This window comes from Acidobacteriota bacterium, assembly GCA_016716905.1.
In the GTDB taxonomy this organism is placed as follows: Bacteria; Acidobacteriota; Vicinamibacteria; order Vicinamibacterales; family SCN-69-37; genus SYFT01.
On sequence record JADJUS010000022.1, the window covers coordinates 1559157 to 1572966 of the forward strand.

The 13810-nt window shown below is 64.0% G+C and carries 12 protein-coding genes; 6 read left to right on the top strand and 6 right to left on the bottom strand.

Annotated elements, in window-relative coordinates:
• Window positions 1-14: 14 nt before the first annotated feature.
• Window positions 15-1166, bottom strand: a complete 1152-nt coding sequence (locus tag IPL75_22825; protein ID MBK9243029.1) for an MFS transporter — start codon at window positions 1164-1166, stop codon at window positions 15-17.
• A gap of 65 nt (window positions 1167-1231) precedes the next feature.
• Between IPL75_22825 and IPL75_22830 the strand changes: the two genes are divergently transcribed.
• The 3 genes from IPL75_22830 to IPL75_22840 all read left to right on the top strand — a co-directional run bounded on the left by IPL75_22830 (window position 1232) and on the right by IPL75_22840 (window position 3253).
• Complete coding sequence (locus IPL75_22830) at window positions 1232-1714, top strand: hypothetical protein (protein MBK9243030.1); 483 nt, start codon at window positions 1232-1234, stop codon at window positions 1712-1714.
• Window positions 1715-1789: 75 nt separating this feature from the next.
• The gene (locus tag IPL75_22835) at window positions 1790-2323 is read left to right on the top strand and encodes a hypothetical protein (protein MBK9243031.1); all 534 of its coding nucleotides are present in this window, start codon (window positions 1790-1792) and stop codon (window positions 2321-2323) included.
• Between the two features lie 168 nt (window positions 2324-2491).
• The gene (locus IPL75_22840) at window positions 2492-3253 is read left to right on the top strand and encodes a serine hydrolase (GenBank protein MBK9243032.1); all 762 of its coding nucleotides are present in this window, start codon (window positions 2492-2494) and stop codon (window positions 3251-3253) included.
• Here the strand turns inward: IPL75_22840 and IPL75_22845 are convergent.
• Both IPL75_22845 and IPL75_22850 read right to left on the bottom strand, forming a co-directional pair.
• On the bottom strand, window positions 3231-5960 hold the full coding sequence (locus tag IPL75_22845; GenBank protein MBK9243033.1) for an ABC transporter permease: 2730 nt from the start codon (window positions 5958-5960) through the stop codon (window positions 3231-3233). The two genes, IPL75_22840 and IPL75_22845, sit on opposite strands and share 23 nt — an antisense overlap.
• Before the next feature lie 2 nt (window positions 5961-5962).
• Window positions 5963-6424 carry a helix-turn-helix transcriptional regulator gene (locus tag IPL75_22850; GenBank protein MBK9243034.1) on the bottom strand — a complete coding sequence of 154 codons (462 nt, stop codon included), beginning with the start codon at window positions 6422-6424 and terminating at the stop codon, window positions 5963-5965.
• A gap of 316 nt (window positions 6425-6740) precedes the next feature.
• On the opposite strand from IPL75_22850, the gene IPL75_22855 reads away from it, so the two are divergent.
• On the top strand, window positions 6741-7055 hold the full coding sequence (locus IPL75_22855) for a helix-turn-helix transcriptional regulator (protein ID MBK9243035.1): 315 nt from the start codon (window positions 6741-6743) through the stop codon (window positions 7053-7055).
• A gap of 20 nt (window positions 7056-7075) precedes the next feature.
• Entirely contained in the window at window positions 7076-9730 is a 2655-nt protein-coding gene (locus tag IPL75_22860; protein ID MBK9243036.1) for an ABC transporter permease, read from the top strand.
• A 73-nt stretch (window positions 9731-9803) separates the two neighbouring features.
• Here the strand turns inward: IPL75_22860 and IPL75_22865 are convergent, their stop codons facing one another.
• The 3 genes from IPL75_22865 to IPL75_22875 are packed head-to-tail and all read right to left on the bottom strand — an operon-like array spanning window position 9804 to window position 12029.
• On the bottom strand, window positions 9804-10907 hold the full coding sequence (locus IPL75_22865; GenBank protein ID MBK9243037.1) for a beta-lactamase family protein: 1104 nt from the start codon (window positions 10905-10907) through the stop codon (window positions 9804-9806).
• Window positions 10907-11536, bottom strand: coding sequence for a hypothetical protein (locus IPL75_22870; protein MBK9243038.1), 630 nt, complete (start codon window positions 11534-11536; stop codon window positions 10907-10909). The genes IPL75_22865 and IPL75_22870 overlap by 1 nt, the downstream gene beginning before the upstream one ends.
• A 1-nt stretch (window position 11537) precedes the next feature.
• Window positions 11538-12029: an RNA polymerase sigma factor gene (locus tag IPL75_22875; GenBank protein MBK9243039.1), complete on the bottom strand. Its 492-nt coding sequence runs from the start codon at window positions 12027-12029 to the stop codon at window positions 11538-11540.
• A gap of 108 nt (window positions 12030-12137) precedes the next feature.
• On the opposite strand from IPL75_22875, the gene IPL75_22880 reads away from it, so the two are divergent.
• Window positions 12138-13781, top strand: coding sequence for a glycosyltransferase family 39 protein (locus IPL75_22880; protein ID MBK9243040.1), 1644 nt, complete (start codon window positions 12138-12140; stop codon window positions 13779-13781).
• Window positions 13782-13810 lie beyond the last annotated feature (29 nt).

Below are 13810 nucleotides of genomic sequence, written 5' to 3' on the forward strand. Positions count from 1 at the left end.
ACAGAATAACTGGATCACTTGAATCCGATCCGTTTTTCCGCAAACACGAAATACGGCAGCGACAGGACGGCGAGGGCCGCAGCGATGCCAAACGCGGGGCGGAACCCAAGTTGGTGAATCAGACCGCCCATCACCGTGGACCCGCTGCCGACACCCGTATCAAAGGCCGCGAGCATGGCGCCAAACGCCGCCCCGCGCCGCCACTGCGGAATGCGCTTCATGATGTACGCGGTGTAGGCCGGATACACAAGGCCGAACCCTGCGCCGAACACCAGCGCGGCCAGCAAGAACATCACGATCCCGTTCGCCAAAGCCAGCATCGTCATGCCCAGCGCGGTGGCGGCCAGGCACGGCAACAGCGCGCGCCGGTGGCCGATCTTGTCGAGGAAACGACCCACCGAGATGCGACCGACCAGAATGGCCGAGGCCATCACCGTGAGAAAGAGACTGCGGGGCGAGACACCCAGCTCATCAGCGAACATGGCTGAAAAGCTGGTCAGGCTACCGTATCCGAATGCGATGAGCGCCATGGACACGGACAGCGCGAGCACGCGCCACTCCACGAGATCCTGAAGTGTGCGGGGCCGGGGAGGGAGCGTCGCCGCTTCGTCGCGATCATCGGGCAGATGCCAGGCGATGGCCGCCATGATCAGATTCAGCGCGGCCACCTCAAAACACATCGTGGCCCAGCCGAAGCTGAAGACCCAGAACCCGAATGGCGGCGCGATCGCAAGCGCCGTGACCGACGACAATCCCCAATATCCCAGCCCCTCAGCGCGCCGGGTTTCAGGCAACGTGGCGGTCATATACGCGCCCGAAGCCGCCAGCAGCCCCGACCAGAACAACCCGTGCACAAACACAAAGCCGAGCAACACACGGTAATTCGTGATGAACGCGTAGCTCATCGAAAACACCGCGAGCACAAGGCTGACGACGATCAGGACGCGGCGATGTCCGAGGCGATCCGCGATCTGCCCGGTAATCGGCGCCGAGAGCGCAGACGCGTACGTCAGGAATCCAAGAAACAGCCCCGCCGCAAACGTGGTGCCCCCAAGCGCCAGCACGTGATACGGCGCCGCCGGCAGCAACTGGAACAGCGACACGAACACGGTGAACGTGTACGCGCACATCACGAAAAACCGTGGGGTGAAGAGGCGATCGGACAAGCGACAAGTTTATATGGACCCTGGACCCTGGACCCTGGACCCCGGACAACAAGTACAATCGCTCCATGCGCCCCAGTGCCCTTTGGAAGAACTTGCCTGCGGAGAAGCGGCTGATTGCCGCCACCGCCTTCTGGAACGATGAACACGGCGTTGAGCAGCAGGTGGAGGTCATCGTGACCATCGCCCGCAAACTTAACTTCAGGCCGAAAAGCGTGCCGTCGCTGCCGATCGAGCGCCGCGCGAAGCTCCTGGCGGGCATGGACGACGTCTCGGACGTGGTCGCCTCCCGGGCGCTGATTGCCTACCATCTGGAGGCCGAACGGCCGATGATGGGCGCCTTCCTTGATGCGCTGGGGATCACCCACGACAACGGTTTGATCACCGCCGAAGACGTGGCCGCTCCCGACAAGGCCAGGCTCACCGAGGCCGTGCGAACGCTCAAGACCACATTCCCGGCCGACGCGGTGCAGTTGTATTTGCACACATTGGTGTTGCTCGATGGGGACACATGGGCCAACCTTGACGGGCTCATCAACCCGGCTGCCTAGTATTTGTGGCCACTTCTCAGTGGCACTCGACTTGCTTCGATCAGGCTGTGGGAGGGCGGTGTGCGTCCTAATGACGTGGCAGCACGATCCCTCTTGTGTCCAATCCTCCTCCTCCTCCTGATTGGAGACGGGGGCTGGCTGTCACAGGCGTCGGCGCAAACCGTCCCTCCCACCACCCCTCCCCCAGCCGTCATCCAGGAAGCGCCTCCCGATCTGCCCGTGGACCTCGGGCGCATCAAAACCGCACTCGAACGGCCGATCCGCGTAAAGATCGACGACGGGCGCGTGCGTTTTTACACGGAGACCGTGGCGCCAGGGGGCCCGTCGTTCAAGGAGTTCTCGAAGAACTTCAACCTGCGCTTCGGGCCCGTGCCAGGCGCGGGCATGACGCACCAGGAGTTCCTGGGGATCGTCACACCCAAGCTCCGGTACTACTCAGATGTTGGAGAGGGCCTGAAGGCGCTGGCGTGGGGCCTTGGCGAAACAGCAGGCTGGTGGGCCATTCGCAAGCTCTACAAGGAACTGAGCGAAGCCACCGATGAACGCCGAATCAAGTCCATCCGCGATCAGATCGATCGGGAACTGGCAGCGCTTCGAGGCGGCAAGTAGAATCCTCTCGTGTTGATCCGAGCCACCCTCGTCGCGTTCGCGTTGTGGGTCATGGTGGGCCAGATGGTCCCCACTCCCAGACCGCCCGAAGCTGCAGCGCAAGCCGCGATCGACCTCGCGAAAATTCGGGCCGAGGTGGATGCCCTCATCGCGGCAAGCGGCGCCGAAGTGGCTGTGGCCTGGCGCCCATTAAGCGGCACGAAGGGTGAAGAGATCCTCATTCGCCCCGACCTGAGGTTCCACGCCGCCTCCACCATGAAAGTGCCGGTGATGATCGAGCTATTCCGGCAGGTGGAAAACGGGTTGCGCAAACTCGACGACAAAGTGCTGGTCACCAACCAGTTCACGAGCATCTTTGACGGGAGCCCGTACATCCTCTCAGCCACGGAGGACTCCGACGGCGAAACGTACAAGGCCATGGGTAAGCCGCTGAGTCTTCGCGCGCTTGTGGATGCGTCGATTACCGTCAGCAGCAATCTGGCCACCAACATCCTCATCGAACACCTGCGGGCGACAAACGTGCAGGCCACGGTGGACACGATGGGTGCCGTTGGCATGCAGGTCATGCGCGGCGTCGAAGATCAGAAGGCCTTTGACGCCGGCAAGAACAACACCACGGATGCGCGCGGCCTGTTGGTGCTCTTTGAGGCGATCGGGCGCGGCACTGCCGTGAACCCGAAGGCCAGCGCGGCGATGATCGAAATCCTGAAGCGTCAGAAGTTCAATGACGGCATCCCTGCGGGCCTGCCGGCCGACACGCCCGTGGCGCACAAGACCGGATGGATCACGCGCATCCATCACGACGCGGGCATCGTGTATGCCGCGCGCCCCTATGTGCTGGTGATTCTCACGCGCGGCATTGCTGATCGCGCGGTCAGCGCGAAACTGATGGCCGACATCAGCCGCGTTATTGCTCGCGCAGCAAATTAACCGGATCCACTTTCATCGCGCGACGCGCCGGCCGCCAGCACGCCACGGACGCGGCGACCAGCAGCAGTACAGACACCGCGATCACTGCGATCGGGTCAGACGGCTCCACTTCATAGAGAATCGTCCGCATCACCCGCACAAGGAAATAGGAGGCGACCAGTCCAATCGCCAACCCTGTGACCGTCAGCGTGAGGCCGTTGCGAAGGATGAGCCTGAACACACCTTCGGGACTGGCGCCCAGTGCGAGCCGAATGCCAATCTCGCGCATCCTCTGCGTCACGAGGTACGACAACACTCCATAAATGCCCGCCACGGCCAGGCCTAACCCCATCGCGGCAAACGTCAACAGCAGAACCAACACGAGCCGAGGCCGCGCAATGGCTTCATCGAACAGGTCGTTGACGACGTTGGTTTTCCAGATGACCAGACGACCGTCAATCCGATGCGCCGCCTGACTGAGCGTTGGAATCACCGTCGCCACGTTTTCCGCCCTGACCACAAACGTGCGGTACTCGATGATCGACGGCGGATTCGGTCGCGGCCGCGCCGTCGCGCCCGGGGGCAACCGCATCGGTTGAAACCACTCAAACGCCCCCTCCGCATCGTCCAAATTCAACTGGCGGACTTCGTTCGAGACGCCGACGACGGTGAACGACCGAGCGCTTTCCGCATACCGGAACGTTTTGCCGATGGGCGATTGGCCGGGCCAGAACTTCTTCGCAAAGCTCTGGGAAACAATGGTCGAGGCTGCCGGTTCGTTTTCGGTAAAGGTGCGGCCTTCGATAATCCTCAACCCGATCGTGGAGAAGTAGTCGGGCCAGACTTTGTAGACGGGCACCACCACCTCATCGCTCAACTGCCCGGGTCGATCCAGAAATTCGAGCTGGGCGAACGCGATTCCGTCCGTGTCGGGTGGGACGGAGCCGGCGCTGGCGGCCGCCACATCAGGCAGGCGGCGAAGCTCCGTGAGTACGGCATCAACGAGCCGATCCCGGACGGCCGCGTCTGCGTAGGGTCCCGACGGGAAGCCAACTCTCATCACGACCAGGCCATCCGAATCAAAGCCGCGGTCGGTCGAATGAAGCTTCTGGAAACTTCTGGCCATCAGCGCCGCGCCAACAAGCAGCACGATGGCGATCGTCACCTCAGCCACCACCAGAGAGGAACGAATGCGTCGAGAGGCCACCGAGCCAGCCGAAGAACGAGACTCCTGGCGGAGGACGCCCAGCACGTTGGCGCGGGATCCGATGATGGCCGGCGGCAGACCAAAGAGCAGCGAGGTGAAGAGCCCGGCGATGACGGCAAATGACAACACGCGCCCGTCGAGGTCGATCGTGTTCATGCTCTGAAACACCATCTCTTCGGGGATGAGCGCGCCCGAAAGCGCGAGGGCACCCCACGCCACGGCCAGGCCTGCTGCCGATCCCACCACGCCAATGAGGAGGTTTTCGACGACCGTCTCTCGGATGAGATCGCGGCGGCTGGCGCCGAGGGCCGACCGCATGGCGAAGTCGCGGCTGCGGGCGAGCGTCCGTGCGAGCGAGAGGTTCGCGATGTTGGCGCAAACAATGAGCAGCAGGAATCCCACAGCGCCGCCAAGGACGACGAGTGATTGGCGGGTGCGTGCGTCGCCGATCTTCTGCCGCGAGCGCAACGTGGCGGTCATCCCGTCATCTCCGCCCGACGCTTTGACCAGACGACCGCCGCGCTCCTTGACGCGTGCGTCGGCTTGTTCAAACGCCACGCCCGGCTGGAGGCGCGCGAACGGCACGACCTCGGCGCCGGCGCTGCGCCACGCCGGCGGCTCCTGCATATCGAGCGGGAGCCACAAGTCCTGCGCCTTGTTTGGAAAGTGGAACGTTGAGGGAAGCACGCCGATCACGATGTGGGGGCGCGCGTTGAGAACCAGGGTGGAGTTGATCACGCCGCTCATCGAGCCAAGGGATTCGCGCCAGAAGCGTTCACTGATCACCACCTGCCCGTCCGTGCCCTGGCGACCGTCGCCTGCGCTGAACAACCGGCCTTGTGCGGGCGCCACACCCAACATCGCAAGGAGTCCGGGCGATACGAGAGCGGCATTCACAGAGCGCGCCCCTTCGGAGGCCTGATGAATCACCGAGTCGGTGTCGTACGCCTCGAAGCGATCGAACAGGTCGCGCTGGCCTTGCCACTCGCGGAAGAGTTCGCGTGTGAAACCTGGAAACGAGACTTTGGACTTCTCTGCGAAGTTGTGGAGCTCGACAAGCCGATCGGCCTGCGCGAAGGGCATCGGACGAATCAGCAACGAGTCGATCACGCTGAAGATGGCGGTGTTGGCGCCGATGCCAAGGGCGAGCGTCAGGACGGCGATTCCCGACTGCACGCGGCTGGCGAGCAGGCTGCGAACAGCGAGGCGGATGTCGTGCGACAGGGTCTGCATGAAGGGCCGGCCTTTGTGATGAGGAACGTTCGGTGTGTGGCCGCCGGTAATTGGCGTGGGGATGCCGGCGCGAGCTTTGACCGATGCGCGTGCGAGGTCGGTGATTTCGGCGCAGACGGTGTGTGCGAAACCCCACCAGCCGCGGGTGGCGCGGGCATCACGACACACCTCCATCAGCGTCTCTTCGGCATCGGCGCTCCACATGCGTTGTTGCGCCGCAGGCGCAAGGCGCATCACCCATCGGGCGGCGCCGGCGACGGCACGCGGAACGTGAGCCGGGCGGGTCACCGTTACACTCCGCCCGCGTCGCTGAGAACGTGTTTGCGCCGAGCGTCGCCGATGAGCCCTTCCAGCCGTTGGGCCTCGGCGCGGAGCACCGCGTCGCCCAGGGTGGTCAGCTGGTAGTAACGGCGGCGGGAGTCGGCGCGGGCGGCGGGGCCGTCGGCGCCGCCGGCGGTGCCGCTGATCGGGGTCCGGAGGTCGCTGATCGGAGTCCCAGGGTCCTGGGGTCCTGGGGTCGATACCTGCCCCCTGGCCTGGCCCGGTTCGGCGATGAGTTCCTGCTCCATCAGCCGTTGCAAAAGTGTGTACAGCGTTCCCGTCCGGAGCCTGACCGCTCCCCCTGACCGCTCTTCGACCTCTTTGATGATGGCGTAGCCGTGCCTGGCGCCATCTGCCAAAGCGAGCAATACCTGGAAGGCGAACGGTGTAAGTGGTAGAAAAGAAAGGTGGTTCTTGTTGTCGACGGGCATATTAACTAGCTTCTCATATGGATAAGTAGATAATCAATCTACTTTCTTTCTGTGCATTGGACGATTGAATGGGGCGAAAGGTTTGCCAGGGTCCGGCGCGCTTGAAGTTCAGCGCGCCCTACGAAGACACGGATTTCGAGGCGCGGCCTCGTCCGGAATTTCGTAGCGCGGCCTGGGTCTCAAGGCCGCGGAGGTCGGCGCGCTTGAGACCCAGCGCGCCCTACGAGGACACGCATTTCGTAGCGCGGCCTGGACCTCAAGGCCGCGGAACTTGCACTTTACTCCGTCCGACGGTATAACGTTGGCCGGAGGCAACGTGACACCCCAGGTCTTCCAGATTTTGCTATCCCTCGCCGACGGCCCTCTGCATGGCTACGCCGTCATCGCCGAGATTCGAGAGCGCACCGGCGGTGAGATGCGGCTCACCGCGAGCACCTTGTATGACGCCCTAGCCCGGCTGGTGGACCAGAAACTGATCGAGCAAGCACCGGCCGTTCCGGACGCGGCGCCCGGAGACGCGCGACGCCGCTACTACCAGCTCACGGCAGCCGGCCGCACGGCGGCCGAGCAGGAGTCTGCGCGTCTGGCCCGGCTTCTTCAAATGGCAAGAGAGAAACGGTTCCTCGCGTAACGCGCTCATAGGAATCGCGCATGTATCGCCTGTTGCTTCTCCTCCTGCCCCCCCAACGCCGCGCGATGTACGGCGCGGAGATGAACGACGTGTTCGTAACGCTGTGTGCGCACGCTCGACAAGAGCGCGGATGGGTCGGCGTCATCGCCACCTGGATGAAGGAGGCGCTGGGCATGACGAAGTTTGCGTGGCGCGAACGCGGCGGCGGCAGCCCTGATGTGCGCCTCCACGAAACGCGCGGGCCCAGGCCTTTCAACCACGACGAGTGGCGCTGGGCGTGGCGCGGCGTCCGCGCGCGAGGATGGCGCACCGTGTTTGTGGTGCTGCTCTTCGGCCTCGCATTGGGTGCGAACGCCGTCGTCTTTGCCGCAGCCGATGCATTTGTATTCCGCACGCTGCCCTACGATCGCCCGGATGGACTCGTGGTGATGCAACGGTCCTCCCGGGGGCTTCTTGGTGTCAGCGACTACACGTATCGCGACGCGATCTTTGAGTGGCGCAAGCACACCGACCTGTTTGCGGGTGTCCACGCGCACGATCGAGGCGCGTCTGCGTACCTGACCGCGGATGGTTCTACCGAGGTGGTTCGCGCGCAGCGTGTCACGCCGGGGATGTTTGAGCTGCTCGGAGTGTTGCCCGCGATCGGCAGACCGTTTTTGCCGGCGGACGCTGTGAAAGGCGCCCCTCCGGTCGTTGTGATCAGCGACGCACTTGCGCGCCGGTTATTCGGGGGGGCCGATCTGGCAGTCGGCCAGACCTTCTTCACCGGCACCGACACGCCCGAAGTGATTGGCGTCATGGCGCCGGCGTTCCGGTTCCCTACCGCGGCCGAGCAGATCTGGCGGCCACTCGATCTGGAAACGCAGCCCTACAATTCGGGTGTCGCCCATATCGCGCGTCTCGCACCGGGCGTGACGTTGGACGAGGCTGCGGCGGCCGTGACGAATCGCCTGCCCGCTGTCGCCGCAGTTGTGCCTGAAGATTCGCGACGGCTCCTGAACCGCGCGATCCGGGATAAGGAGCTCTCCCTGAATTCACTCGCCGGCTTCCGGCGGCAGGCAGATGTATCCCTGATTTTTTCTGTGCTTGTTGGCGCGGCGGTCAGCCTGCTGCTCATTGCGTGCGCAAATGTCGTCAGCCTGGAGCTCGCGTCGGCGTCTTCGAGGCTTCGCACGCTATCGGTGCAATCGGCTCTGGGCGCCACGCGGGCGTCGCTGGTCCGCGTATGTCTGCTCGAAGGCGGACTGCTCATGGTGTTGAGCGCGGCGACCGCGACCGGCATCGCACTGTGGGGCACCGGTGTGCTCTCTGATCAACTCACCGTCAGCATGCGTGAGGCGCTGGCGAACCCTGTGGATGTGGACCTGCGTGCACTGGCGCTCATGGTGGGTCTTGCAGCAATGGCGTGGGTGATGACCGTCACGCCGACCCTCGTGCGCGTGTCCAGTCTCTCGGTCGTCTCGGGCCTGCGCCACGATCCCAGAACCATGCCTGTCTCACGCGCGGGGGCGCGAACGCGCCAGTGGCTCATGACGTCGCAGGTGGCCCTCACGGTGCTGCTCCTGGTCGGCGCGCTCCTGTACATCCGCACGTACGAAGCCCGCGTGGGGCTCGACAAGGGCCTGGATGCCAGCGCGGTGGCGACGCTTCAGGTGTACCAGGCGCCGGACGGCAAACGCGAGCCCGCCGAACTGGAAGCGGAGTTGCTGGCCCGGCTCCGTGGCCTGCCCGGAGTGCTGGCCGTGGCGCGCACCTGGAACCTGCCGCCGTCAACACAGTCTGGCGCAAGCGGTCCGATCCGCATCAACGGCGACGTGGTCGACACAGGTAACAAGTGGACGATGGTGTCGCACTACAGCGTGGACCCTGATTACTTTCGGGTGATGTCGATCACGCTGCTATCCGGACAGTTCTTTGATGCGACCTCGCGGCCTGAACACGTCGTGATCGACGAGCGGTTTGCGCGCACGTTCTGGCCCAACAGTTCTCCGCTCGGCTCCAGGTTTCGCATCGGTTCGACGGGTATTGCCGGTGTCAGTGAATATGAAGTCATTGGCGTCAGCCGGCAAATGCGCGCGGACCGGCTCGAGACTCCGGAAGGCGGGAACGTCTTTGTGTCGTACATTCGGCTGTCTAAGGATTCCGCGCCACTGACTTTTGTCGCGAAGCTCGACGATGAGCGCCGGCTGCCTATGATCGGAGAGGCTGCGAGTTCGGTGGCGCCGCGACTTGTGGTGCGCACAGACACCATCGAGGCGCGCTATCGCAGGCTTGAAGGCAACACCCGCCTGGCCGCAGCCATCACCGGCGCGTTTGGTGCCGTCGCGTGGATCGTGGCAACGGCGGGTATCTTTGCCGTCATGGCGTTCCTCGTCTCGGGTCGCACGCGCGAGATCGGCATCCGGATGGCGCTTGGCGCGGATCGCGGCAACGTGTTGCGGATGGTCTTCGGGTCGTCGCTCCGGTTTGTTGTGATTGGCACGGCCCTGGGCTTGACGGCCGCAGCTATCGCCAGCCAGTACATCTCGACGCAACTGTTTGGCGTCACGCCCACCGACCCATTGACCTACGCCGGAGTCGCCGCGCTTGTCATCACCACCGCCGCGCTTGCGACGTGGTGGCCGGCGCGACAAGCCGCGCGCGTCGATCCGGCGATTACATTGCGCGCGGAGTAGCGGCGCGGGCTTCGGCGCCCTTGAGAACCAGGGCGCCCTACGAGGACACGCATTTCGTAGCGCGGCCTGAACTTCAAGGCCGCGGACCTCTGATCGCCGCCATCGCGGCCGCGTCCACCGCCTGCGCGGCGCCGATGCTGCCGTTGGTCATGATCACCACGCCGCGATCGGCCGCGGCATCGAAGGCGACGATGGCGTACCAGAAGGTATTGGAGCCGTTGTGCCAGATGACGCGCCGGTCGGGCGTCGCCTGCGAGACCCAGCCCATCGCGTAGGTGGCACCGGCGTCGGGCTGATGCAGCCGCTTGAACGTGTCCACCTTGACGATGCCGTCCTGACCCCGCTCACCGCGAAGATGCGCCTGTCCCCATCGCGCAAGATCGCCCACCGTCATGTGCAACCTGCCCGCAGGACCGAGGTAGGGCGGGTTGTCAGCACCGACGCCGGGCTCGACCGGCGTCAGTGTGCCGCTCGTGGCACGACGATGGCCTCGGGGCTGGGTGAGCAGATTGGGCACGCCGGGAGGGCCATGGCCTGCACTGGCGAGACCGAGGGGTGACAGCACTTCGTCGCGCACAAGGTCCTCCCAAGCCCTCTTCGACTTCGCTTCCAGGATCGCGCCCGCAATGATGTAGCCGAGATTCGAGTAAAGGTACGCGGCGCCGGGCGCGGCGGTCGGATCTGTCGCGAGCGCGGCGTCGATCACGCGTTGCCGCTGCACATCCACCGTTGGCGCACCTTGTGCGACCGACGCCATCATGCCAGGCAACACGTTCGCGGGCAGACCGGCGCGATGACTCAGCAACTGCGCCAGCGTCACCGGCGCGAACTTGCCGGCGCGCGGGCCGAGCAGGTCGCCCAGCGTGGATGTCCACGACATCTCACCGCGTTCCACGAACTTGGCCGTCAGCAGTGACGTGAACGACTTGGTGATCGACCCGATGTGCCAGAGGTCGTCCGGAGTCACCGGTGTCGTGTCGCCCATCTTCCGCACGCCGATGGCGCTGACCGCCGACACCTCCGCGGACGAAAACGTCGCGCCCGCCACGGCGGGCAGATTGGACTGTGTGCGCAGGGTTTCCAGGCGCGCCGCAAATGTCGGCTCCTGCGACGCGAGAGGCCGAAGGCCACACACCAGACCGACACACGCCACAACAACGACAGCTCTTACGCGCATTACATCTCCTCTTCGAGGTTCTTCATCAACGCCACCAACTGCGCTCGATGCGGCAACAGGGTGTTTTTGACCGCCCGGTCGTTGAGTCGCCACACAAACCAGAATGCGGCTCCCACAACGGGGATCACCAATGCAAAGACTCCGACGAATCCAACCCACGTGCGCGCCCAGACCTCGGGGCCGATGTCGGCTTTCATCCCAAGGAGTGCGCCGGCGCAAATCAGGAGCGCCACGACAAACAGCGGCGCGAGGTACCACCAGCCGACCGACCCCAGCATCCGTACCTGATGGTCGATCTCCTCAAGCGCCTGCTGCAACCCCTGGCGCACAGTGGAGCCGACCGGGGGCGCAGACGGCTTGCGCAGGCGTTCGCGCACAAACGCGGCGCCAACGCCCAGAGTCACCAGCGCCGCCATCACCCACGGCCACACCACGGGTGCGAGCGTGGCAATCCAGACAAACGCGCCGCTCATCCCAACGGTGGTCCCAAGTTCGACATAGTCGCGCGTGGCGACCCGACGGTTCAGCACTCGCGCCTGCTTCAGCGCCTGTTGAATCCGGGCCTGATCTCCGCCGGGCGCTGGTGCCGGCTGTTGTGCCCAACTCTGCTGGATGTGTGCGAAGTCCATCTCAAGCCTCCAGGAGTTCCATAAGGCGGCGACGAGCCCGATGGAGCTTGACGCCGGCGTTACCGGTCGTAATCCCAAGGATCTCTGCGGTGTCCTGCTGCGACGCGCCTTCGAGCGCAAGAATCAGGATGGCGCGATCGATGGGGGCCATGTGACGCAGAGCGCGCAGAACCGCGGTCCACTCCATCCGTTGCATCGCGGCGCCCTCACCATCGGCCGCCGGTTCATGGCTCTCGTCGAGCGGGTCGTGCGCGGGGCGGCGACCGGCGGCACGGCGGCGCGTCAAGGCCACGTTGAGCGCCACCTGGAAGATCCAGGTGGACGGCTTGGCATCTGCGCGAAACGAGGGCAGCGACCGCCACAACGCGAGCAGGATGTCCTGTTGCAGGTCTTCTTCGTCGGCAGCATCGACGGCATAGGCGCGGCTGATGCGAACCAGGATGCCGCGATGCTCTGTAAGCCAGCGGGTGAGCGTGGCGTCGTGGTCACTCATCGGTCTGATCGATGAGTCTCCGGGGAGCGCAGGACATTACAGGCATATAATCCGCCAAACCGTGCAGGATTCCCCGCTCCCTACGCCGGGAGGGTTAGGATTTACCTCGTGAGCCTTCTCGGCGGATTTTCTGGTGTGCGTGGCACGATTCCCAATTCCGAGGACCTCGCTCCGACGCGCAGGCAACTTGGATGGCTGACTGCAATTGTGGCGTGCGGCATCAGCCTCCGCCTCGCGGCACTTTATTGGCAGATGAGTCTGCCGACGTTCGGCTGGAGTAACCCGGACCAATACCTCTCGGACGCAGCAAGCCTGACTCAGTCCGGCTCCTGGGTATGGACCGTGAGCGCCATCCAGTACAACTGGGGCGGCGTGACGTGGTTGCTTCCGCCAGGCTACCCGGTCTTCCTGTCGCTTTTCTATCGAGCCGACTCTGCGAGTCCATTTGCTGCCGCAATCGCTCAGTGCTTGGTTGGTGGAGCCACCACGATTCCAATGTTCTTTCTTGCTCGGGCCCTGCACAACGTTCGTGCAGGTTTGGTGGCTGCCTTCATCTGGGCGATCTGGTTTTCGGGTATGTCCGGCGTCAACCTGTTCGTCCAGGAGCAGCTGTACATTCCGCTGTTGGTATTGGCCCTGGCCGTACTGGCGGTCTGTCTGCGGAGACAAGGCGGACTGGGTCAATTCGTCTTGGCGGGCGTCTGTCTGGGCCTGGCATCGCTGACTCGAGCCATGCCCCTGTTTTTTATGGTTGGGCTCGTGCCCCTTGTCTGGCTGTTCGGGCCGACTCGGAAGGCAGGTCTTCATCGATCGTTGGCGTTGTTGGCGGGATTCCTCTTGCTCGTCGCGCCCTACATATCCTGGGTCAGCCTCACGCATGGGGAGCTTGTCTTGATCGACAACCACATGTCGATCCTGCATGCGAAACCGGGCGGCACCAATCCCACTGGCCTCTGGACAACCGCCACCGCATTCGCGCGAGAAATCATTGCGCAGCCCGGCGAAAAACTCGACATGGCACGCGGGATGTTTAATGTCTACGGTCCAAGCTGGCTGTACCACCATGGGGCCGCCAGCACGGCTTTCGAAAGAGCCATGACCGGCGTGATGGTGCACGTCGTTCTCGACACGCTCTTCGTCTTCGTTTGTGTGCTGGCGCCAATCGGTTTCGCCGTGGCCAGACAAAGGCAGGTCGGATTCGTCTTGATCAGCTGGTCCGCATTCGTCGTGGCAGCGTCCGTGGCGGCTGGTTTTTCTGGCCCCAGGTATCGTGCCCCACTCGAGGTGGCGCTGGTCTGTGGCGCATCAGTTCTGCTTGGCGGTCGTTGGAGAATCCCCGGGCGTTGGATTGGACTTCTCGGCGTCGGTTCAGCCCTCGGCTTTGTCCTGCTGCTGGGATCGCCATACATCAAGTCCTGGGACGCCCGCGTGCCGTACGGGTTCGACGAGTGGATCAGACTCAACGATGATCGCTTCAAGGCGCGAGCGCAGGGCAACGCGGGGTTTTATCTCCCCTCAATCGGCGGCGCCTTTGTCTTCGATGTCGAGCCGGTTGCCGGAGCTGCCGAGATCTATCTGACCGTGAAACAAGAGGGAGTTCCGGTCAGGACCGTTCACGCCACAAGGGGCCAGCCCACCCAGGTGCGTCTGCCGATGGTCGATCGAAATGTCACGTTTATCGAGACCATTCCCATAACGAGCACAGGGGCGAGCGTTCCGGACGCGGCCTACCGGCTCCGGGCGGCTCGCTAGGTAACGTGCGGCGCGGGCTCAAGCCCATT